The sequence below is a fragment of the Streptomyces sp. NPDC043876 genome (genome assembly GCF_056435825.1).
In genome coordinates this window covers 37720-58169 of record NZ_JBWKDV010000006.1, presented here as the reverse complement: position 1 = coordinate 58169, position 20450 = coordinate 37720, and the positions used below count along the sequence as shown (strand labels likewise).

Annotated in this window: 18 protein-coding genes; 12 read left to right on the top strand and 6 right to left on the bottom strand. The window is 74.0% G+C overall.

From position 1 onward, the window contains the following. Nucleotide 1 precedes the first annotated feature (1 nt). Nucleotides 2-4309 carry a glycoside hydrolase family 38 N-terminal domain-containing protein gene (locus tag AC0693_RS19945; protein WP_478802429.1) on the bottom strand — a complete coding sequence of 1436 codons (4308 nt, stop codon included), beginning with the start codon at nt 4307-4309 and terminating at the stop codon, nt 2-4. Nucleotides 4310-4665: 356 nt separating this feature from the next. On the opposite strand from AC0693_RS19945, the gene AC0693_RS19940 reads away from it, so the two are divergent. Further along, entirely contained in the window at nt 4666-5916 is a 1251-nt protein-coding gene (locus tag AC0693_RS19940) for a glycoside hydrolase 5 family protein (protein WP_478802602.1), read from the top strand. A gap of 52 nt (nt 5917-5968) precedes the next feature. Then, the gene (locus tag AC0693_RS19935) at nt 5969-8083 is read left to right on the top strand and encodes an endo-beta-N-acetylglucosaminidase (protein WP_478802428.1); all 2115 of its coding nucleotides are present in this window, start codon (nt 5969-5971) and stop codon (nt 8081-8083) included. A 69-nt stretch (nt 8084-8152) separates the two neighbouring features. Here AC0693_RS19935 and AC0693_RS19930 read toward each other — a convergent pair whose 3' ends face one another. Continuing rightward, on the bottom strand, nt 8153-9565 hold the full coding sequence (locus AC0693_RS19930; RefSeq protein WP_356406074.1) for a sensor histidine kinase: 1413 nt from the start codon (nt 9563-9565) through the stop codon (nt 8153-8155). A gap of 11 nt (nt 9566-9576) precedes the next feature. Next, nucleotides 9577-10293, bottom strand: a complete 717-nt coding sequence (locus tag AC0693_RS19925) for a response regulator transcription factor (protein WP_469318983.1) — start codon at nt 10291-10293, stop codon at nt 9577-9579. A gap of 259 nt (nt 10294-10552) precedes the next feature. Between AC0693_RS19925 and AC0693_RS19920 the strand changes: the two genes are divergently transcribed. The 8 genes from AC0693_RS19920 (at nt 10553) to AC0693_RS19885 (ending at nt 16850) form a co-directional block, all read left to right on the top strand. After that, on the top strand, nt 10553-11338 hold the full coding sequence (locus AC0693_RS19920) for an amino acid ABC transporter ATP-binding protein (protein ID WP_356406070.1): 786 nt from the start codon (nt 10553-10555) through the stop codon (nt 11336-11338). A gap of 82 nt (nt 11339-11420) precedes the next feature. After that, nucleotides 11421-12278, top strand: coding sequence for a glutamate ABC transporter substrate-binding protein (locus AC0693_RS19915; RefSeq protein ID WP_468465070.1), 858 nt, complete (start codon nt 11421-11423; stop codon nt 12276-12278). A gap of 83 nt (nt 12279-12361) precedes the next feature. After that, the gene (locus AC0693_RS19910; protein ID WP_469318982.1) at nt 12362-13036 is read left to right on the top strand and encodes an amino acid ABC transporter permease; all 675 of its coding nucleotides are present in this window, start codon (nt 12362-12364) and stop codon (nt 13034-13036) included. Continuing rightward, nucleotides 13033-13929: an amino acid ABC transporter permease gene (locus AC0693_RS19905; protein WP_478802427.1), complete on the top strand. Its 897-nt coding sequence runs from the start codon at nt 13033-13035 to the stop codon at nt 13927-13929. The genes AC0693_RS19910 and AC0693_RS19905 overlap by 4 nt, the downstream gene beginning before the upstream one ends. A gap of 164 nt (nt 13930-14093) precedes the next feature. After that, nucleotides 14094-15701 carry an FAD-dependent oxidoreductase gene (locus tag AC0693_RS19900; protein WP_469318980.1) on the top strand — a complete coding sequence of 536 codons (1608 nt, stop codon included), beginning with the start codon at nt 14094-14096 and terminating at the stop codon, nt 15699-15701. A gap of 40 nt (nt 15702-15741) precedes the next feature. After that, nucleotides 15742-15828, top strand: a complete 87-nt coding sequence (locus AC0693_RS19895) for a putative leader peptide (RefSeq protein WP_311318651.1) — start codon at nt 15742-15744, stop codon at nt 15826-15828. A gap of 63 nt (nt 15829-15891) precedes the next feature. Further along, a complete protein-coding gene (locus AC0693_RS19890; RefSeq protein WP_469318979.1) occupies nt 15892-16446 on the top strand; it encodes a cupin domain-containing protein in 555 nt (184 codons plus the stop codon). Then, complete coding sequence (locus AC0693_RS19885; protein WP_469337850.1) at nt 16437-16850, top strand: rhodanese-like domain-containing protein; 414 nt, start codon at nt 16437-16439, stop codon at nt 16848-16850. Before AC0693_RS19890 ends, AC0693_RS19885 begins: the two co-directional genes overlap by 10 nt. A 79-nt stretch (nt 16851-16929) precedes the next feature. Here the strand turns inward: AC0693_RS19885 and recX are convergent, their stop codons facing one another. Further along, nucleotides 16930-17502 carry a recombination regulator RecX gene (gene recX, locus AC0693_RS19880; RefSeq protein WP_478802426.1) on the bottom strand — a complete coding sequence of 191 codons (573 nt, stop codon included), beginning with the start codon at nt 17500-17502 and terminating at the stop codon, nt 16930-16932. A 2-nt stretch (nt 17503-17504) separates the two neighbouring features. Continuing rightward, nucleotides 17505-18641, bottom strand: coding sequence for a recombinase RecA (recA, locus tag AC0693_RS19875; protein WP_356406057.1), 1137 nt, complete (start codon nt 18639-18641; stop codon nt 17505-17507). A 275-nt stretch (nt 18642-18916) separates the two neighbouring features. On the opposite strand from recA, the gene AC0693_RS19870 reads away from it, so the two are divergent. Beyond that, complete coding sequence (locus AC0693_RS19870) at nt 18917-19204, top strand: hypothetical protein (RefSeq protein WP_469318972.1); 288 nt, start codon at nt 18917-18919, stop codon at nt 19202-19204. 73 nt (nt 19205-19277) lie between these two features. Next, complete coding sequence (locus AC0693_RS19865; RefSeq protein ID WP_478802425.1) at nt 19278-19712, top strand: hypothetical protein; 435 nt, start codon at nt 19278-19280, stop codon at nt 19710-19712. Nucleotides 19713-19795: 83 nt separating this feature from the next. Here AC0693_RS19865 and AC0693_RS19860 read toward each other — a convergent pair whose 3' ends face one another. Continuing rightward, nucleotides 19796-20413: a TOPRIM nucleotidyl transferase/hydrolase domain-containing protein gene (locus tag AC0693_RS19860; protein ID WP_478802424.1), complete on the bottom strand. Its 618-nt coding sequence runs from the start codon at nt 20411-20413 to the stop codon at nt 19796-19798. Between the last annotated feature and the right edge of the window lie 37 nt (nt 20414-20450).

Genomic DNA, 20450 nt, shown 5'->3' with positions numbered 1-20450 from the left:
ATCATCCTTCGGGTACGTGCGGTGCGGCGGGCGCGGGAGGGGCGCCGGCCACACGGATGGCAATGGCCGGACCGTACGCGATCCTGCCCTGGCACACCGCCTTGACCACGGCCCAGTAGCTCCCCGGCGGGGTCGCGGGCGGCGGGTGGACCTCGAACTCCAGCTCGGCCGGCGCTCCGTCGGGCACGCGCAGGGGCAGGGTGGCGGGGCCGATCAGCGCGCGGGTGCCGTGCGGGGAGACGACGTACGCCCGGCCGGTCAGCGGGGAGCGCGTGCCGGTGCTGCCGACGACCGCCCGTACGACGGCCCGCGCGCCCACGGTGACGCGCACCTCGGCGTCGGGGGCCGCCACCCACAGCCCGGCCGGGGTCTCGCCGCCGGGCACGGTCACGGTGAGGACGTCCTCGAAGCGGCCCGCCGGGGTGAAGGCGAGGACCCGCACCAGGTGGTCACCGGGCGCGGCCGCCGGATCGGGGGCGACCGCCAGCGTCCGCCGCACGTGGCCGCCGTCGGGCAGCTCGGCCTCGTGGACCGTCCAGGCGGTCCACCAGCCCTCGGGCGGGTGGACCTCCAGGCGGACGGGGCCGCCCGCGCCGTGGGCGGCGAGCGTGACCCGGGCTTCGCGCGCGGCGCCCTCGACGGTGACCGTGTAGGGGGCGTCGCCGAGCGGGGCGGTGCCGGTGTTGTGGAGCCAGTAGCGGCTGAACACGGGCTGGTGGGGCTCCTGTTCGCCGCGCCGCTCCGGCAGCGGGAAGGGGGTGGGGAGCAGGACGGTGGTGGTCGCGGCGCCCCGGACCTCGCCGCGGAAGGGGCCGAGGGGGCGGTCGAGGAGGTCGGCTTGGAGCGGGTCCGGGCCGGTGGGTCCGGTGGGGCGCAGGAGGCGGGCGGGGGCGGGGCGGCCGTGGGTTTCGCGGAGCCGGACGGCGAGGGCGTCCCCCGCGGCGGCCCGGGCCACGGATTCGACGAGGACCCGGTCGGCGGGTTCCACGCCGAGCAGGGAGCGGGCGGACGGCTGCGGGCCCGCGCCGGGCGCGGCGGTGACTGCGGTGAGTGGTTTGTTGAAGGCGCGCCCTCTGCGCACCAGATCGGTCGCGCGCCAGTCGCCGTCAGCGGCGACCAGGGCGTGTTCGAAGACGTGGGTCCAGTGCTGGAGCTGGAAGGAGCTGCCGTCGGGGGCGGTGCGCCGGGGCGGGTCCATCCAGGCGCCGCTGGGGCGGCCGGTGCAGGACCGCATGAGGGAGGCGTGCAGGCGGCCCGCCGTGTCGACGGCGAAGCCGGGGGTGCCGCGGCCGAGCAGGGCGACCGTGCGGTCCTCGAAGGCGGCGTGTTCGGCCGCGCCTTCGGCCGGCCGGGGGTGGTGGGCCTCGATCCGCCCGGCTTCGGCGAGGGCCCGCGCGAGGGCGGCCGGGCCGCCGGTGACCACCAGGACGGGCAGGTCCCGTACGCCGGTCAGGTCGCAGCCGGGCCGCCACACCTCGCGCAGGGCCGCCCGGGCCGGGATCCACACGACCGGGTGGTCGCGGACGGCCTCGGCGTAGCTACGGTCGCAGGCGCCCAGCACCCGGGCGGTGAAGGCGTTCTCCGCGGGCCCGCCGAGCGCGATCCGGACGTCGGGGAGGCTGCTGTCCACGGCCAGGTCCCCCCACCGCGGCCCCCGGGCCCGGGTCGGGGCGGCCGTGACGCCGAACCGCCCCAGGGCGGTGACCAGTGCGCGCAGCCCCTCGGGGGCGCCCGCGTCCGGCATGACGATCTCGGCCGCGCCCAGCGCCCGCTGCCCGGCCGGGTCCCCGCCGGGCCCGGTCAGCGCCGCGCGGAGGGTGGAAGACAGGGCGAACCAGTTGAGGCAGGGGCTGTCCAGGGTCCAGGGCGCCCGGGTGTGGTCGGCTCCGGCGTCCACCTCGGGGAAGGCGAAGCCACGTCCCACGGCCGAGGCGGCGGTCTCTGCCACCGGGAGCGCGCCGGGCACGTCGGCGGGGACGCGCAGCCGCAGCAACTGGTCGCTGCCGTCGAAGGCGTCCACGCGAGTGGTGAGTTCGACCCGGTCCAGGCCGTCCCAGAGGGTGGTGATGCGGGTCCAGCGGACGGGTCCGGTCCGGCCGGTCGACACGATCCGCGCGCCGAGCGGGCCGCGTTCGGCGCGGCAGGTGTCGGCGGGCGCGGCGGCCGAGCCGGTGCCGGGGCCCCGGGGCAGCAGGTGCCAGGGGCCCTCGCCGAAGAAGGGGTGCTGGCCGTACTCGTCCTGCACGACGAGTTCGTCGACCTGGCCCCGGGTGAGCAGGTCGCGGCCGGTGCGCCGGTCGACCAGCGAGGCCAGGCCGCCGCCGCGCGCGGGGTCGGCCTCGGCGCGGAAGGTCCCGTTCTCGATGGTGAGGCCCGGGGCGGGCGCCCAGCCGCCGGACCGGGCCGGGCCGTCGGCGGTGAGCCACCAGGTGCGGTGGCCGAGCGCCGGCACGTCCGCGGCGAGGAAGGCGATCTCCGCCGTGCCGCCGGCGACGGCTTCCAGGTGGACGGGGGCGCGGCGGCCGCCGGCGTCGCACACGGCGATCCGGCGCGGGTCGGCGGCGGCGCCGCCGGAGCCCAGCGCCGCTAGGTCGACCGTGGTGCGGACGAGGTCGGTCCGGGTCCAGGACAGCGGGTTGTGCACGGTGACCGCGAGGGTTGCGGGCGGCGGGACGGAGTCCTCGGTCCGGGAGGCGCCGAGGTCCGGCGCGCGGGTGTCGGCCGCGGCGGTCAGGACCCGCAGCGCGTCCGCCCGTACGCCCTCGGCGAGGTCCTGGGCCTCGCGCCAGGTGGGGAGCAGGTCCAGGTAGACCTGGTCGGAGAAGGTGCCGGTGACGGCGTCGTGGTGCGCGGCGTGCAGGAGGTGGCGCCAGGCCTTGTCGAGCCTCTGGCGCGGGTGCTCGGCGAGGCCTTCGGCGCAGGCCAGGGCGGCGAAGGCCTCGGCTTCCTCGACCAGGTTCTCCGCGGCCCGGTGGGCCTGCTTCACATCGGCGTAGCTGACGTCCTTGCCGGTGTAGACGGGTCCCATCTCGCGGGTGACGGGCAGCGGTTCCCGGCCGCGGGCGGCGAGTTCGGCGCGCACGGCGTCGAAGTGGGCGCGGGGGCCGGTGTGTTCCATGCGCGGCCAGCAGTAACGGCGGTTCCAGGCGTGCTGGACGTCCAGGCTCCAGCGGTGCGGCCAGGAGAAGTCGGTGCCCAGCGGGACGAGGACGTTGCGGGTCGCCGCGCTCGGGCGCAGCAGCTCGTACAGCTCCAGCAGCTGACCGGCGGCGCTCTCCGCATCGGGGGCGGCGTCGGAGGGCCAGCCCGCCGAGTAGTGAGCGGGCAGGTAGTGCAGCAGCAGCCCCTCGCCGCTGGGCGCGATCCACTCGTACTCGGCGGGCAGTTGCATCGCGGTCGGCGGGCGCAGCGGGGCGCCCCAGGTGTCCGTCATCGGGCCCCATTGGTGGTGGGGGCCGCGGGCGAGGACCGCCGAGTCCAGGCCCGCGCCCGCCATCAGGGCCGGGAAGGACGGGTCGTGGCCGAAGACGTCGAGCTGCCAGGCGGTCCGCGGATCGGCGCCGAGGGTGCCGCGGTGCAGGGCGAGGCCGTGGACGGCGCTGCGGAGGGTGGATCCGGCGGAGGTGAGGTTGGTGCTCGGTTCGTTGTAGGTGCCGCCGACGATCTCCACGCGGCCCGCGGCGATCAGGGCGAGCAGTTCGGCGCGGTCCTCGGGATGGCTGTCCCACCAGGGCTTGAGGTAGTCGACCTCGGAGAGGACGAAGGCGTACGCCGGGTCGTCGCGGGCCTGCTGGAGGTGGAGCGGGAGGAGGGTGAAGGCGGGGACGCCGGTGTACTCCCAGCCGCGCGCGGGGGCGCCGGGCGCGGCCGGGGCGTCCCACAGGGCGGTGTAGGCGGCCTGGGTGTTCCACCACAGGGGGTCGTAGTGGAAGTGCGGGACCAGGCGCACGGTCCAGCCGGGTTCGGCGACCGTCAGGGGGAAGGGGCGGGCGGCGAGCGGGCGGCCGTCGGGGGTGGTGACCGTGACGGTGGCGGGCAGCCGCTCGCCGGGGGCGGTGCCGGGCGTACGGACGGCCACCTCGACGGTGGTTCCGTCCGTGCCCGCGGGTTCGTCGGTGTCCGCGCGCAGGATCCGCGGGTGCGGGGTGGTGACGCCCGGGCCGCGCACCTGGACGTGGAGCGGTCCGGCGGGCCGGGTGCGGCGGATCCGGACCCGGATCACCTGGAGCGGATCGCCGCAGGATCCGGTGAAGAGCGCCGGGGTGGTGACGGAGGTGACCGTGATACCGCTGTCGCTGCCGCTGTCCATTTTCCGCACACTTCCTTGTGGGGCCATTGACCAGCGCGCTCACTAAAGCGCATTAGTCGCCACAGCTTCACGCCCTCACACCCGCCTGTCAACGGGACTGAAGCGCATAAGTACCCGATGTGCAGAGGTCAGGGACTTCGAGCCGTCGAAACTGGGTCGGTCTCGGATATGGGCCCTGTTGACTTTCCCTGCGGAAGAGCGGCAGCGTGGGGCGCCCGGTGAATTCCCGAGCCCCGCGACGCCCCGGTTCCTCCGACTCCAGGACACTCATGCACTCCGCTGCCGTCCCCGTCCCCGATGTCCCCGTGCCCGATGTCCCCGCCGCCGCGGACCCCGCCCCGGCGGCCCGCCCTCGCATCCCGCGCAGCCCGCGCTTCGGCGCGAACTACGCTCCGACGCGCGGGTGGTTCCACCACTGGCTGGACTTCGACCTCGACGAGGTGAAGGCGGACCTCGACTCCCTCGCCGGCCTCGGCCTGGACCATGTCCGGGTCTTCCCGCTCTGGCCGCTCTTCCAGCCGAACCGCGCCCTGATCCGCCCGCGTGCGGTCGAACAGCTCGTGGAACTGGCCGACGCGGCGGGCGAGCGCGGGCTCGACGTGGCCGTGGACGGCCTCCAGGGCCACCTGTCGAGCTTCGACTTCCTGCCCGCCTGGACCCGAACCTGGCACCGCCGCAACCTCTTCACCGATCCGCAGGTCGTCGCCGGGCAGGAGGAGTACCTGCGCACCCTCGCCGCCGCCCTCGCCGACCGGCCGCACTTCCTCGGCATGACGGTGGGCAACGAGATCGACCAGTTCTCCGACGACCCGCACCCCGATCCGGACCGGATCACGCGGGAGCAGGCGGACCGCTGGCTGGAGCGGATGCTGGCGGCCTGCGAGCGCGGGGCGCCGGGCAGGTTCCACCTGCACGCCGCCTACGACGCCGCCTGGTACCAGGACGGGCACCCCTTCACGGTGGGGCAGGCGGCCCGGCTCGGCGCGGCGACCGCCGTCCACTCCTGGGTGTTCAACGGCACCGCCCAGCGCCACGGCAGCGCCGGTACGGCCACCGAGCAGCACGCGGCCTACATGATCGAGACGTCCAAGGCCTGGGCCACCGATCCGCACCGCCCGGTCTGGCTCCAGGAGGTGGGGGCCCCGGCCCCCCTGATACCGCCCGAGCACGCCGCCGCCTTCACCGAGGCCACCGTGGCGGCCGCCCTGGACTGCCCGGACCTCTGGGGCGTGACCTGGTGGTGCTCGCACGACGTGAGCCGCGAGCTGGCCGACTTCCCCGAGCTGGAGTACGGCCTCGGCCTGCTCACCAACGACCGCGCCCCCAAGCCCGCGGGCGAGACCGTCGCCCGGATCGCCAAGGAGTGGCGGGGCCGCGAACACCGCCCGCCGCCGCGCTCCACCGCGCTCGTGGCCGACGTCGGCGGGGCGCGGGACGCGCCCCGGCGCTCGGTCTGCGCGCCCGGCGGGCCGGTGTTCGAGGCCTGGGCCGCGCTGGCCGCCCAGGGGGTCCGCCCCGCGGTGGTCCTGGCCGACCGCGCCGGGGACCCGGCCCACCTGGCCGCGCGCGGGATCACCGAGCTGGTCCACGTCACCGACGTCCGCTGACCGCACCTCACCGCACCGCTCCCGTCCACCGCCTGCCCCTTGAGGAGACCTCATGCGCGAGACCGACCACGGCGCCGACGCCCGTCCGCTGCGCCCGACCCGTCCCACCCGGCGCGGGCTGCTGCTCGCGGGCGCCGGGGCCGGAGCCGGAGCCGTGCTGGGCGGCCCCGCCGTGAGCGGGGCCGCCGCGGCGGCCCCCCGGGCACCGCTCGCCGACCCGGCCGGCGGGGCCCCGTACGCCTCGTACTGGTTCCCGGACTCCCTCCCGGCGGGCACGCCCGGCCCCGGGATCGTGTGGCGCTCGCTGAAGCAGTGGCGGCCCGAGAGCGATCCCGACCTCGCCCACAACACGGCGAGCGTGCCGCTGGCCGCGCGGTTCACGCCGGTGGCGGCCAATACGACGGCCCGCGCGGGACAGGCCCGGATCTCCTCCCTGGTCTCCTTCGGGCCGACGGCCCAGAACCCCTCCCAGGGCGGTGCCAGCGCCGACTTCTACGCGCTCACCCACTGGGCCTACCTCGACGAGCTGGTCTTCTGGGGCGGCTCCTCCGGCGAGGGCATCGTGCTCGCCCCCAACGCGCCCGTCATCGACGCCGCGCACCGCAACGGCGTACGGGTGCTGGGCAACGTGTTCCTGCCGCCGGTGGCCTACGGCGGCGACCTGCGCTGGACCCGCGACCTGGTCCAGCAGGACGCCTACGGCCGCTACCCGCTCGCGCACAAGCTGGTGGAGGTGGCGACGGCGTACGGCTTCGACGGCTGGTTCGTCAACGCCGAGACCGACGGCGGCGACAGCGAACTGGCCACCGCCATGCGGGGCTTCCTGCGGGCGCTGCGCGCGGCCGGGGAGCCCCACGGGCTGCGGATCACCTGGTACGACGCGATGAACAGCACGGGCCGGGTCGGCTGGCAGGGCGCCCTGAACCCGCTCAACCAGGAGTTCTTCGAGGACCGCGAGGGCAAGGTCGCCGACACCCTGTTCGTCGACTTCCGCTGGACCGCGGGCTCGCTGGCCTCCTCGGGCGCCCTCGCGCAGCGGCTGGGGCGCGACCGGTACGAGCTGTGGGCGGGCGTGGACGTCGAGTCCGCGGGGTGGAACACGGACCCCGGCTGGGACGCTATCGTGCCGCGCGGGCGCGACCACGTCGTCAGCTACGGCTTCTACCGGCCGGAGTGGACCCGCAACCACCTCACCGACCGCTCCCCCGGCGCCTTCCACGCGGCCGACGACCGGTTCTGGACCGGTGAGTCCCTGGACCCGTCCCGGCCCGCGGCGGACAGCGCCTGGCGGGCTCCGGCCACCGTGGTCGCCGACCGGTCCACGGTCTCCGCGCTGCCCTTCGCCACCACCTTCAACACCGGGCACGGGTTGCGCTGGTACGACAACGGCACGGCCGTATCGCAGGCCCCCTGGAACCACCTCGGGCTCCAGGACCGACTGCCGGGGCGCCGCTGGGTCGTGGAGAGCGCCGGTCCGCGGCCCGCCGTCACGCTGGACTTCGCGGACGCCTGGCGCGGCGGCTCCAGCCTGCTGGTGGCGGGGGCGCTGACCGCCCCGGCCGCCGTCGCCCTGCACGCGACGCGGCTGCCGCTGACGGCGGCGAGCACGCTGGAGCTGGTGTACCGCACGGATGCGGGGGCGGTGGACGTGGAGGTGGGGGTGGCCGTGCGCGAGCCGTCGGCGCCGGGCGGGTCCGTCCCGTACACCTGGCTGGCGGCGCGAGCCTCCGGCGGCGGGCGGGGCTGGCGGACCGCCCGGGTGCCGCTGGGCGCGCTGGCCGGGAGGACGGCGCACGGCCTGGCGGTCCGGCTGACCCGGCGCGGTACGGCGCCGGTGCGCTGGCGGCTGGGGTCGCTCGCGGTGGCCGACGGCGCGGAGCAGCCCGCCGCGCCGGGCGCCCTGCGCGTGGACGCGGCGGTCCGCGGGGGCGCGGAGGTGTCGCTGCGCCTGTCGTGGCGGCGGGCGCCGGGCGCGGCGCGCCACTACGAGCTGTACCGGGTCCTCGCGGACGGAACCCGCGCCTTCCTCGGCGGCACCTGCGGTACGGCGCTGTACGTACCGGGGCTGACGCGGTCCGGGCAGGAGCGGAAGACCGCCTTGGAGGTGCGGACGGTGAGCGAGCTGTACGCGGTCTCGGAGGCGGCGGGGGCGTCGTACACCTGGTGACGCGGCGCACCGGCCGGGGCGCGCCCGGCCTGAGCGCGCTCGACCTCGGCGCGCTCGACGGCGGTGCGCTCAGCCCGCGTGCGGGCCGGTCCGGGGCACCGTGACGGTGACGCGCAGCCCGTGCGGCGGGTTCGTCTCGTACGAGAGGGACCCGCCGCCCGCGGCCAGCAGGGCCCGGGAGATCGACAGGCCGAGCCCGGAGCCCTTGACGTTCTGGTGGCGGCCGCTGCGCCAGAAGCGGTCGCCGACGCGGGCCAGCTCCTCCTCGGTCAGGCCGGGCCCCCGGTCGGCGACGCTGACGTGGACCGAGCGCGCCTCGGCGGTCACCGACACCCGCACTTCCTCGCCCGCGGGCGTGAACTTGAGGGCGTTGTCGATGACCGCGTCGAGGGCGCTGGACAGCGCGATGGGGTCGGCCCAGCCGGTGACGGCGGTGCGGCCGTCCTCGGTGAGCCGCACGCCCTTTTCCTCGGCGAGCGGGCGCCAGGCGGCGACGCGCTCGCCGGCCAGCTCCCCGATGTCGGTGAGGCTGATCTCGGCGGAGGCGTGTTCGGCCAGCGCCAGGTCCAGGAGGTCGTCCAGGACCTGGGTCAGGCGCTTGCCCTCGGTGCGCACCGAGGCGATCTCCGCGTTGCCCTCGGGGAGTTCGAGGGCGAGCAGTTCGATGCGCAGGAGCAGCGCGGCGAGCGGGTTGCGCAGCTGGTGGGAGGCGTCCGCGACGAACGCCCGCTGCTGCTCCAGTACCTCTTCGACGTTGTCGGCCATCTCGTTGAACGACCGGGCCAGGCGCCTGAGTTCCGGCGGTCCCCCGCCGGCCGCGACGCGCGAGTTCATCCGCCCGGTGGCGATCCCGTGGGCGGCCGCGTCCAGGGTCCGCACGGGCCTCAGCACCCAGCTGGTCAGCCGCAGGGCCGCCCCGAAGGCGACGAGCATCGCGGCGGCCAGTCCCCCGATGATGAACAGCCAGCCGCGCACGGTGCCCGCGCGCATCTGGTCGGTGGGCGATTCGGTGACGACGACGGCGACGACGTCACCGTCGAGGACCACCGGGGAGGCCACGAGCAGTTTGCCGCCGCGCTGCCAGGGCCAGACCTGGGCCGGGTCGTGGCTGCGCCGGCCCGCGAGCGCCTCCTCGAAGGCGCGCCGCCCCTCCCCGGTCTCCGGGAGCTGCCACCAGCCGGGGGCGCGGGCCATGGCGTTGTCGTCGCGGTAGAAGATGCCGGCCCGGATCCCGTACAGCCCCTGGTAGCGGGCGAGTTCCAGCTGGAGGGTCTCGCGGCGGTCGCCTGCGCCCTTGTCCCCGGAGCCCTCGGAGTCGATGACGAACTGGGCGAGGGCGGCGAAGCGGGCGCTGTCGTCGATCCGGTCGACGACCACCCGCTGCTGCTGCGCGGCGGCCAGGCTGACCGCGAGGGGGAAGCCGAGGGCGAGCAGGGTGCCCGCCATCAGGATGACGAGCAGGGGCAGCAGCCGGGTGCGCACGGCCGGGTCCGCTACGGGGCGGCCGGGGTGACGAGCCGGTAGCCCACCCCGCGGACGGTTTCGATCAGCGCGGGCATCGCGAGCTTGGAGCGCAGCGAGGCGACGTGCACTTCCAGGGTCCGCCCGGTGCCTTCCCAGCTGGTGCGCCACACCTCGCTGATGATCTGCTCGCGCCGGAAGACCACGCCGGGGCGCTGCGCGAGGAGGGCGAGCAGGTCGAACTCCTTGCGGGTGAGCGGTACGTCGGTGCCGTCCACGCAGACGCGCCGGGTGGGCAGCTCGATGCTGACGCGGCCGAAGCGGACGATGGCGGGCGCGCCGCCGGGGGCCGCCGAGCCGTCGTCGGAGACCCCGGTGCGGCGGGCCACGGCGTGGATCCGGGCGAGCAGCTCACCGGTGTCGTAGGGCTTGGTGACGTAGTCGTCGGCGCCCATGTTGAGGCCGTGGATGCGCGAGCGGACGTCGGCCCGCGCGGTCACCATGATCACGGGGGTGCTGGTGCGCTTGCGGATCTTGCCGCAGACCTCGTAGCCGTCCTGGTCGGGCAGGCCGAGGTCCAGCAGGATCACCCCGTAGGGCGAGACGCTGGGCGGGGCGCCCGCGGGCAGCAGCGCCTGGAGGGCCTCTTCGCCGCTGCGCGCGTGGGTCACCTTGAAGCCGTGGCGGGCGAGGATCGCGGACAGGGCCGCGGCGACGTGGTCGTCGTCCTCGACGAGCAGCAGTCTCATGCGTCCCCCTTTCCTCGTCTCGCGATGTGGGCAAACATGGCCACCCTGCATCCACGCGGATGCGGGGGGCCCACGTCAAGGGGGTTCCGGTCCGGCGCGCCTACCGTTATGCACCCGGTACGGGCACGTCGAGACCGTACACGCAGCGTGGCGGGGCGAGGCCGTATCGTTATCCTCAATTCTCGCTCAGATGTGATGACGGTGTGCGGATCACCTCATTACTCTCCTCCCCAACCGAGGTGGACGGAGCAAGAGGCCGATGAGCGGAGTATCAGTGACCGAAGGCACGCAGGACGCGGCGCCGGCCGCGGACGGCCTGGTCGTACTGAGCAACGTCAACAAGCACTTCGGCGCGCTGCACGTGCTTCAGGACATCGATCTGAGCATTGCCCGCGGCGAAGTCGTCGTGGTGATCGGCCCCTCCGGGTCGGGCAAGTCCACGCTGTGCCGGACGATCAACCGGCTGGAGACCATCGACTCGGGCACCATCACGCTCGACGGCCGCCCGCTGCCCGCCGAGGGCAAGGAGCTGGCCCGGCTGCGCGCCGACGTCGGCATGGTGTTCCAGTCGTTCAACCTCTTCGCGCACAAGACGGTGCTGGAGAACGTCATGCTCGGCCAGCTGAAGGTCCGCAAGACGGACCGGGCGGCGGCCGAGGAGAAGGCGCGGGCCCTGCTGGACCGGGTGGGCGTCGGCACGCAGGCCGACAAGTACCCGGCGCAGCTGTCCGGCGGCCAGCAGCAGCGCGTGGCGATCGCCCGTGCGCTGGCGATGGGCCCGAAGGTGATGCTCTTCGACGAGCCGACGTCGGCGCTCGACCCGGAGATGATCAACGAGGTGCTGGAGGTCATGCAGCAGCTCGCCGGTGAGGGCATGACGATGGTCGTCGTCACGCACGAGATGGGCTTCGCCCGTTCTGCGGCCAACCGGGTGGTCTTCATGGCGGACGGAAAGATCGTCGAAGAGGCCACGCCGGACCAGTTCTTCAGCAATCCGCGCAGCGACCGCGCCAAGGACTTCCTGTCGAAGATCCTGCACCACTGACGACTTCGTCTGGTAGTGATCCGGTCGACGGGGAACATCGTCGCCCGTCGTACAACAACGTCTCATCCGAGGGAAGTTCACCATGAAGGTTCTGAAGGCCGGCGCGGCCGTCGCCATCGCCGTCGCCCTGGCGTTCACCGCGACCGCCTGCGGCAGCGACAAGAAGGACGACACCGCGAGCGACGCGGGTGCCTCGGGCGGTGCCAAGAAGGACAAGATCGTCATCGGCATCAAGTTCGACCAGCCGGGTCTGGGGCTGAAGACCCCCGACGGCAAGTTCGAGGGCTTCGACGTCGACGTGGCCACCTACGTCGCCAAGGAACTGGGCTACGCGCCCGACCAGATCCAGTTCAAGCAGGCCATCAGCGCCGAGCGCGAGAACCTGATCTCCAACGGCGACGTCAAGTTCATCGTGGCGAGCTACTCGATCAACGACAAGCGCAAGGAGAAGGTCGACTTCGCCGGCCCGTACCTCCTCGCGCACCAGGACCTGCTGGTCCGCGCCGACGACACCAGCATCACCAAGCCCGAGGACCTCAACAGCAAGAAGCTGTGCTCGGTCACCGGCTCCACCTCGGCGCAGAACGTCAAGACGAAGCTGGCTCCCAAGGCCGACCTCCAGCAGCTGCCGGGCTACTCCGAGTGCCTGACCGGCCTGGAGAGCAAGGCGCTCGACGCGCTGACCACGGACAACTCGATCCTGGCCGGTTACGCCTCGCAGGAGAAGAACAAGGGCAAGTTCAAGCTGGTCGGGCTGAGCCTGAGCAACGAGAACTACGGCATCGGTCTGAAGAAGGGCGACAAGGACCTTCAGACCAAGATCAACGCCGCGATCAAGAAGATGGAAGCGGACGGTGCCTGGGAAGCGGCCGTGAAGAAGAACTTCGGTCCGGCCAACTACAAGAACGAGCCGGCCCCGCAGATCACCGAAGGCAGCTGATTCATCGGTGAGGTGCGTCGCCGCCCGCCTGCCGCGGGCGGCGCCGTGCCTCACCGGCCATCCTGGGGAGAGCGCAGGGCATCGTGTTCGATTTTCTTGATTCCGGGCAGTACGACCTGCTCGGAGCCTTCTGGGTGACGGTTCAGCTCACCCTCTACTCGGCGGCCGGATCCCTGGTCTGGGGCACCGTCCTGGCCGGGATGCGGGTCAGTCCCGTCCCGCTCATGCGGGGCTTCGGCACCGCTTACGTCAACGTGGTGCGCAACACGCCGCTGACCGTGCTGATCATCGGCTGTTCCCTGGGTCTCAACCAGACGCTCGGCGTCACGCTCGGCGGCGACAACTTCAAGGTCATCGGCTTCCGGCTGGCCGTCCTCGCGCTGACCGCCTACACCGGCACCTTCGTCTGCGAGGCGCTGCGCTCGGGCATCAACACCGTGCCGGTCGGCCAGGCCGAGGCGGCCCGTGCGCTGGGCCTGAGCTTCTTCCAGGTGCTCACCCTGATCGTGCTCCCCCAGGCTTTCCGGGCGGTCATCGGGCCGCTCACGAACGTACTGATCGCCCTCACCAAGAACACCACGGTGGCGGCGGCCATCGGCGTGGCCGAAGCGGCCCTGCTGATGAAGGAAATGATCGAGAACGAGGCGCAGGCCCTCTTCACGGTCTTCGGGATCTTCGCCCTCGGCTTCGTCCTGCTGACCCTGCCGACCGGCCTGATCCTCGGCTGGGTGGCCAAGCGAGTGGCGGTGAAGCGATGACCTCCGTGCTGTACGACACGCCGGGCCCCAAGGCCAAGGCGCGCAACTGGATCTACTCCGCCGTCTTCCTCGTGCTGCTCGGGCTCGGCATGTGGTGGGTCCTGTCCACCATGTCGGACAAGGGCCAGCTCGACGGCGACAAGTGGTCCCCCTTCGTCACCGAGGGCGACATCTGGTCGACCTGGCTGATTCCGGGTCTGCTGGAGACCCTCAAGGCCGGTCTGATCGCGATGGTCATCGCGCTCCCGCTGGGCGCGGTGCTGGGCATCGGGCGCCTCTCCGACCACGCGTGGGTCCGCACGTCCGTCGGCGCGTTCGTCGAGTTCTTCCGCGCCATCCCGGTGCTGATGCTGATGCTCTTCGGGTCCGCCCTGTACGTGCGGTTCAGCGACGTCAGCTCGGAACTGCGGCCCATCTACGCCGTGGTGACCGGACTGGTCCTGTACAACGCCGCGGTCATCGCGGAGATCGTCCGGGCGGGCGTGCTCTCACTGCCCTCCGGTCAGACGGACGCCGCCAAGGCTATCGGCATGCGCAAGGGCCAGACCATGCTCTACGTGCTGGTCCCGCAGGCCGTGACGGCGATGCTCCCGGCGCTGATCAGCCAGCTCGTGGTGATCCTCAAGGACACCGCGCTCGGCGGGTCGCTGCTCGGCCTGGCCGAGCTGCTGTCGATGGCCCGGCAGATCTCGGCCAACTACAGCAACACGATCCCGTCCCTGGTCGTGATCGCCCTCCTCTTCATCGCCCTGAACTTCGCGCTGACCACGGCCGCCTCGGCCCTGGAGTCGCGACTGCGCAAGTCGAAGAAGAGCACCGGAGCGACGGTGGACATCACCGACGTGACGGAGGGGACCATGGGCACCACCGGCCCCGGCGGCGGCGTGGTCTGACACCGGCCTGACGCCCGGTCAGTATGATGGCGTGATCCCTGTGGTGCGGCGGAAGTCTTCCGTCGCACCACAAGGCGTCACACCTACCAGTGTCACTTGACGCATGCGCATTCAGTGGGTTGCATACGTTCTGTGATCACATACCGGACATCGGGAGCCGTGCCGTGGACCCGGTGATCGTCGTGGGCGCGGGACCGGTCGGGCTGACCCTCTCGCTCGCCCTGGCCGGCGCGGGCGTGCCCTCCGTCGTCCTCGACGAGGGTCCGGGCAAGGAGGAGTCCCGCCCCGCCCGTACGGTCGTCCTGCACGCCGACACCGCGGCGATGGCGCACCGCCTCGGCTGCACGACCCTGCGCGACGAGGGCGCGCACTTCGCCGCCTGGCGCACCGTGCGGCGCGGCCGGGACACCCGCCGGACCACCTTCGAGGACGCCACCGCCCCGCTGCACCTGCCGCAGCACGCCCTCACCCGGGGCCTGCGCGACGCCGCCGCGGCGCACCCGCTCGTCCAACTGGTCACCGACAGCCGCCTCGACGCCCTGGAACAGGACGCCCTCGGGGTCACCGCGCACACCCGGGGCGCCGCCACCACCTGGTGGCGCGGCAGCCACCTGGTCGGCTGCGACGGCGCCCGCTCGACCGTCCGCAAGCTGCTGGGCATCCGCTTCCCCGGGCGCACCGCCGTCGAGCGGCACGCCGTGGCCGCGCTGCGCACCGAACTCCCCTGGCCCGGCGAGGCCGTGCTCCAGCGCGGCCGTTCCGCGAAGGCTCCCGAGGTGACGGCGCGGCCGCTGCCCGACGGGGTGTGGCGGCTGGACTGGCTGCTGCCGCCGCGCGGGGACCTCGTCACGCCCGATGCCCTGATCGGGATGATCCGCGACACCCTCGCCGCCTGGTGCGGGGGCAGCACGCCCCCGTACGACCTGATCGACACCGGCGTGTACACGCTGCACCACCGGCTGGCCCGGCGCTGGCGCGACGGCCGTGCCTTCCTCGCCGGGGACGCGGCCCACCTGCTGGGCGCCCTGGGCACGCAAGGGGTGGAGGAGGGGCTGCGGGACGCCGAGAACCTGGCCTGGCGGCTGTCGCTGGCCTGGCACCAGGGCGCCTCCGAAGCCCTCCTCGACGGGTACGAGGCCGAACGGCGCACCGCCGTCGCGGCCCGGCTGCGCGCCGCCGACCAGGCCATGCCCGTGCTGCGCGGCGGGGGCGGGCTGCGCACGTACGTCCCGGGCGCCACGCGCAGCCACGAAACGCTGCTCACGGACGGGCACTTGGGGCGCGGGCCGCTGGGCGCGCCCCCGGCGTACGCCCCGCCCGTCGCCGTACGGGAGGTGCCGACCGACACCGAGCCGGGCGGCGCGGCGGCGAACGTACCCGTGACCGCACCGGACGGGGCGACCGTCCCGCTGCGCGACCTGCTGGGGCGGGGGCGGCTCCTGGTGCTCCTCGTCGCTCCGGGGACCGGGGTGTGGGACCGGCGGCACTGGGTCGGCGCCGGTCTGATGCCGCGGCTGGCGGCCGCGGTCAGCGCCCTGCCGGTGCGCGCCGATCTGCTGGTCGCCGACGGTTATCCGGGGGCCGCCGCGCACACCGTGCTGCTGCTGCGCCCGGACGGCCACCTCGCGGCCACCTTCGCGGGCGTCCGGCCCGCCGAGCTGTACGAGGCGGCCGACGCGGTGCGGGCGGGCGCGCCCGGCGCCGCACTGCCCGCACTGCCGGCGCCCGCGCCGCGGGCCCTGCCCGAGGCGTCCGCCACACCCCACCCGTGATCGATTGACCCTCAAGTCCGCCCGTGGTTCACTCGCGACCATGACCGGTAACGACGTGCGCCTGTGGCGGAGGGTCCATATGGACCTCCTCCGCTATGCGGGCTGCGTCTGTCGCCCCTCCTGCTGACTCGCTTCCCTATCGCGCGCGCCCGTGCGCCGCGCCTTCGCGACTCCAGGACGGTCATCCCCCATGTCTGCATCCGCATCCCTGCTGAGCCCTGCCCCGACCGGTTCCGGCCCTTCCCGTGCCGCCGGGCCGGACGCGGCGGAACTCCTCGACTTCGCCCTCCGCACCGCCGCCGACCCGGCGCTGATCGCCTCCCTGCCCCTCGACCCCGAGGGCCGCACCTGGGTGCGTCTCGACGGCCCGGGCGGCAGCGAGGCCTGGCTGATCGGCTGGCCGCCGGGTACCGGCACCGGCTGGCACGACCACGCCGAGTCGCGCGGCGCCTTCGCCACCGCGCGCGGCCGCCTCACCGAACACTCCCTGTCCGTGCGGCTGCCGTCGGAGGGCTGGCGGTCCCTGCACCTGGCCTCCGGCCTGGACCGCACCCGGACCCTGGAGGCGGGCGCGGGGCGCGCCTTCGGCGAACACCACGTGCACGAGGTGCTGAACGGGTCCCCGACCGAGCACGCCGTCTCGGTGCACGCCTACTATCCGCCGCTCCCGCTGATCCGCCGGTTCAGCCGCAGCGGGGCCGTGCTGACGCTGGAGCAGGTCGAGCGTCCGGCGGACTGGCAGTGAGCGCGGGCGCCGCCGACGTCCCCGTCGGGATCGACGAGCTGCTGGAGCGGGTCCGCGCCACGTACGCGCGGATCGGGGCGGCCGAGGCACACGCCGCCTCCCGCGAGGGGGCCCTGCTGGTGGACATCCGCTACCAGGCGCTGCGGGAGCGCGACGGACTGATCCCGGGCGCGCTGGTGATCGAGCGCAACGAACTGGAGTGGCGGCTGGACCCGCGCGGCAGCCACCGCGTCCCCGAGGCCACCTCCCACGACCTGCGGATCGTGGTGATCTGCAACGAGGGGTACGCCTCCACGCTGGCCGCGGCCTCCCTGCACGCGCTGGGCCTGACCGGCGCCACGGACCTGACCGGCGGCTTCCAGGCATGGAAGGCCGCCGGGCTCCCCGTGACCGCCCCCGGCTGACGCCGCCTCGCCCCGCGGGACGACCGCGCGGTGGTGGGGCGGTGGACGCCCTTGACGGACCGGCGGCGCGGCCGGGCGGTCAGAACGCCCGGTACTCCGGCCCGTCGAGTTCGTCCGCGTCCTCGCCCTCGGCTTCGAGGGCGCGCCGCACCACCCGCAGGGCCATGCCCTCCCCGTAGCCCTTGCGGGCCAGCATCCCGGCGAGGCGGCGGATGCGCTTGTCCCGCTCCAGGCCGCGGGTGGCCCGCAGCTTGCGCTCCACCAGCTCGCGGGCGGTCTGCTCCTCCTGCTCGGAGTCCAGCTGTTCCAGGGCCTCGTCCACCAGGGTGACGTGCACCCCTTTGGTGCGCAGTTCGCGGGCGAGCGCCCGGCGGGCGAGGCCGCGGCTGTGGTGCCGGGACTCGACCCACGCCCCGGCGAAGGCGGCGTCGTCGATCAGGCCCACCTCCTCGAACCGGGAGAGGACCTGCTGCGACACCTCCTCGGGGATCTCCCGCTTGGCCAGGGCGTCCGCGAGCTGCTGCCGGGTACGCGGGGACCCGGTGAGCAGGCGCAGGCAGATCGCCCGCGCCTGCTCTTCGGGGCTCTGGGGCGGCAGTCCCCGCTCGGCCCTCGGCGGGCCGGAACCGGCCGCCCCCTGCTGCTCCCGCACGGTCAGCTCTTGGCTACGGCGGCCTTGGCCGTCTTGGCCTTCGTCGCCGGGGCGGGAACCGTCTTGGCCGCGTCATCGGCCGCCGGGGCCACGCCGCCCGCCGCGTCCGGACCGGGCTCGGCGTCGGGGGTCTTGCGGATGCCCACGCCCAGCTTCTCCTTGATCTTCTTCTCGATCTCGTCCGAGAGGTCGGGGTTGTCGCACAGGAACTTGCGCGCGTTCTCCTTGCCCTGGCCGAGCTGGTCGCCCTCGTACGTGTACCAGGCACCGGCCTTGCGGACGAAGCCGTGCTCCACGCCCATGTCGATCAGGCCGCCCTCGCGGCTGATCCCGTGGCCGTAGAGGATGTCGAACTCGGCCTGCTTGAAGGGCGGCGCGACCTTGTTCTTGACGACCTTGACGCGGGTGCGGTTGCCGACCGCGTCCGTGCCGTCCTTCAGGGTCTCGATCCGGCGGATGTCCAGACGCACCGAGGCGTAGAACTTCAGCGCGCGGCCACCGGTGGTGGTCTCCGGCGAGCCGAACATCACACCGATCTTCTCGCGGAGCTGGTTGATGAAGATCGCGGTGGTCTTGGACTGGTTGAGCGCACCGGTGATCTTGCGGAGGGCCTGGCTCATCAGACGGGCCTGCAGACCCACGTGCGAGTCGCCCATCTCACCCTCGATCTCCGCGCGCGGCACGAGCGCCGCGACGGAGTCGATGACGATGAGGTCGAGGGCGCCGGAGCGGACGAGCATGTCCACGATTTCCAGCGCCTGCTCACCGGTGTCCGGCTGGGACAGGATGAGGTTGTCGGTGTCGACGCCCAGGGCCTTGGCGTACTCGGGGTCGAGGGCGTGCTCGGCGTCGACGAAGGCGACGGTGCCGCCGGCCTTCTGCGCGTTGGCCACGGCGTGCAGGGTCAGGGTCGTCTTACCGGAGGACTCCGGCCCGTACACCTCCACCACGCGGCCGCGCGGCAGCCCGCCGACACCGAGGGCGATGTCCAGCGCGGTCGACCCCGTGGGGATCACGTCGATGGGGTCATTCGGCTTGTCGCCAAGACGCATGACCGCGCCCTTGCCGAACTGCCGTTCAATCTGCGCGAGCGCTGCGTCGAGCGCCTTCTCGCGGTCGGTGCCTGCCATGGGTTCCACCCGATTTGCTTGAGTCGATCGCTTCACGCCATTGACGCTAACGCCTGCCACTGACAACGCGCCTCCACGCACGGTTCGCCTGTGGATAACCCATCAGAATGGATGTTCGATTTCCGTGTCAAGCGCGCCACGCCCGGCCCCCCGGGAGCGGGCCCGCCCGGCACGCTTCCCCTTCCAGTATCCGGCCGCACCCCCAGCGGGTGCGGGCGGCATGCGGCTGATCTAGCGTCGGAAGAGGGAGGAAATCCCCTGATCCCGGAGAGCAGGTACGTCCCATGCGTACGTCGATCCGTAGCGCGAGCGTCCGTCTCGCGAGTGTCCTCACCGGCCTGACCCTGGCCCTCGGCGGGGCGGCCCTCACGGCCCCCGCCGCCCACGCGGACGTCAATTCCTGCATCAACCAGGTCGAGCGCGAACTGAAGGGCGGCGAGGCTCCGGAGGCCGTCCGCGCGGCGTGCTACGTCGGGGTGGCCGGCGCCCAGGACGAGTGCGTGTCCGGCCTCGCCGAGAGCCACGTCACCCACGCGACCTCGGTGACCGCCTGCCGGCTGGCCGCCAAGTAGCCGGGCGCGCCCTGCCGGGCCGACGGGCCGGGCAGGACCCCGGCGCGCCCGCGGCGCCGCGTACCCTCGGCCCATGCCGCGCCGCGAGAACACGCCCCGCCGCCTGGTCGCCGACGGACGCGCGTACCGGTGGACGGTGCGCCACGGCCACCGCGCGGACGACGCCGGCCGGCCCGTGGACTGCCGCCAGACCCTGACCCTGTCCCCGCAGCCCGCGGGCACCGGCGGGCCGCTGCGCGTCGTCTTCGCCGCGGGCCCGGGCCGGTTCGTCCCGGGCGGGGGCTACACGGGCTCGGGGGACGTGGGCCTCCTGCGGGGCGCGTCCCTGAACCTGCACGAGCCGGGAGCCGTCCGGGCCCTGCTCGATGCGGCACTGGCCCTCGGCTGGCGGCCCGAGGTGCGGGGGCCGGTGGAGGTCGACGGATGGACCCTGATCGAGGAGGCGGCCGCCGCGCGGCGCTCCCGCGGGGAGTCCGCCGGTGCCGGACCGCCGCCCGCCGGGCGCTGATCCGTATGCGGGCACCGGGCCGCGCCCCGGGCACTGGGCCGTACCCAGGCCGGGGGCGCCGGGCCGCACCCCGGACGCCGGGCTCACAGGCTCCCGAGGAGCTCGTCGAGCGGGGCCGGTACCCGCCCCGGGTCCAGGGCCTCCGCCAGGAGGCGGCCGTAGCGGATCTTGCGGCCCTTCTTCGTGCCGAGGAAGCGCCGCAGCTGGCGCTCGCGCGGCCGGCCGTGCTGGGCGGGCTGGCGCAGGAAGGTCTGCCAGGACCGCAGGTCGCCCTCGTCCCGGATGATCTCCTCGACGGCTCCCGTGCCCAGCGCGCGGACGAGCTCGTCCTCCAGGTCCGCGACACACACGAAGAAACCGCCCGCCGGAGCCCCGGCCCGCTTCAGCCCGCGGTCGTAGAAGCCCTGCTCCCCCGCGTCGCACAGGCCCCGCAGATCCAGGCCGAGGCTGGGCGGCCCGAGCAGGTCCGCGTAGCGGGCGATGCTCATCGCCCCGCCCATCGGGACGACGCACACCCCTTCGGCGGCCAGGTCCCGGCCGCGCCGTGCGGCCACCGCCTCGACGGCCTCCCGGTCGCTGGGCCCTTCGAGCAGGACGGCCGTCCGCAGCCCCAGCCTCCCGGCCAGTTCGCCCGCCGGTTCGCCGGGACCCCCGGCCGCCCAGCGGCCGACCGCCTCCCGGAATGCGCACATGTCCGTCATGGAGCGAGTCTGCCCGCCCGCGGACCGCTACGACAGG

What these genes read in the sequence shown, in the direction of transcription:
- AC0693_RS19860 (WP_478802424.1), bottom strand. Translation starts at nt 20,413, where the DNA reads ATGACGGACATGTGCGCATTCCGGGAGGCGGTCGGCCGCTGGGCGGCC.
- AC0693_RS19870 (WP_469318972.1), top strand. Translation starts at nt 18,917, where the DNA reads ATGCGTACGTCGATCCGTAGCGCGAGCGTCCGTCTCGCGAGTGTCCTC.
- AC0693_RS19915 (WP_468465070.1), top strand. Translation starts at nt 11,421, where the DNA reads ATGAAGGTTCTGAAGGCCGGCGCGGCCGTCGCCATCGCCGTCGCCCTG.
- AC0693_RS19935 (WP_478802428.1), top strand. Translation starts at nt 5,969, where the DNA reads ATGCGCGAGACCGACCACGGCGCCGACGCCCGTCCGCTGCGCCCGACC.
- AC0693_RS19945 (WP_478802429.1), bottom strand. Translation starts at nt 4,309, where the DNA reads ATGGACAGCGGCAGCGACAGCGGTATCACGGTCACCTCCGTCACCACC.
- AC0693_RS19865 (WP_478802425.1), top strand. Translation starts at nt 19,278, where the DNA reads ATGCCGCGCCGCGAGAACACGCCCCGCCGCCTGGTCGCCGACGGACGC.
- AC0693_RS19925 (WP_469318983.1), bottom strand. Translation starts at nt 10,293, where the DNA reads ATGAGACTGCTGCTCGTCGAGGACGACGACCACGTCGCCGCGGCCCTG.
- AC0693_RS19905 (WP_478802427.1), top strand. Translation starts at nt 13,033, where the DNA reads ATGACCTCCGTGCTGTACGACACGCCGGGCCCCAAGGCCAAGGCGCGC.
- AC0693_RS19890 (WP_469318979.1), top strand. Translation starts at nt 15,892, where the DNA reads ATGTCTGCATCCGCATCCCTGCTGAGCCCTGCCCCGACCGGTTCCGGC.
- AC0693_RS19895 (WP_311318651.1), top strand. Translation starts at nt 15,742, where the DNA reads ATGACCGGTAACGACGTGCGCCTGTGGCGGAGGGTCCATATGGACCTC.
- AC0693_RS19920 (WP_356406070.1), top strand. Translation starts at nt 10,553, where the DNA reads ATGAGCGGAGTATCAGTGACCGAAGGCACGCAGGACGCGGCGCCGGCC.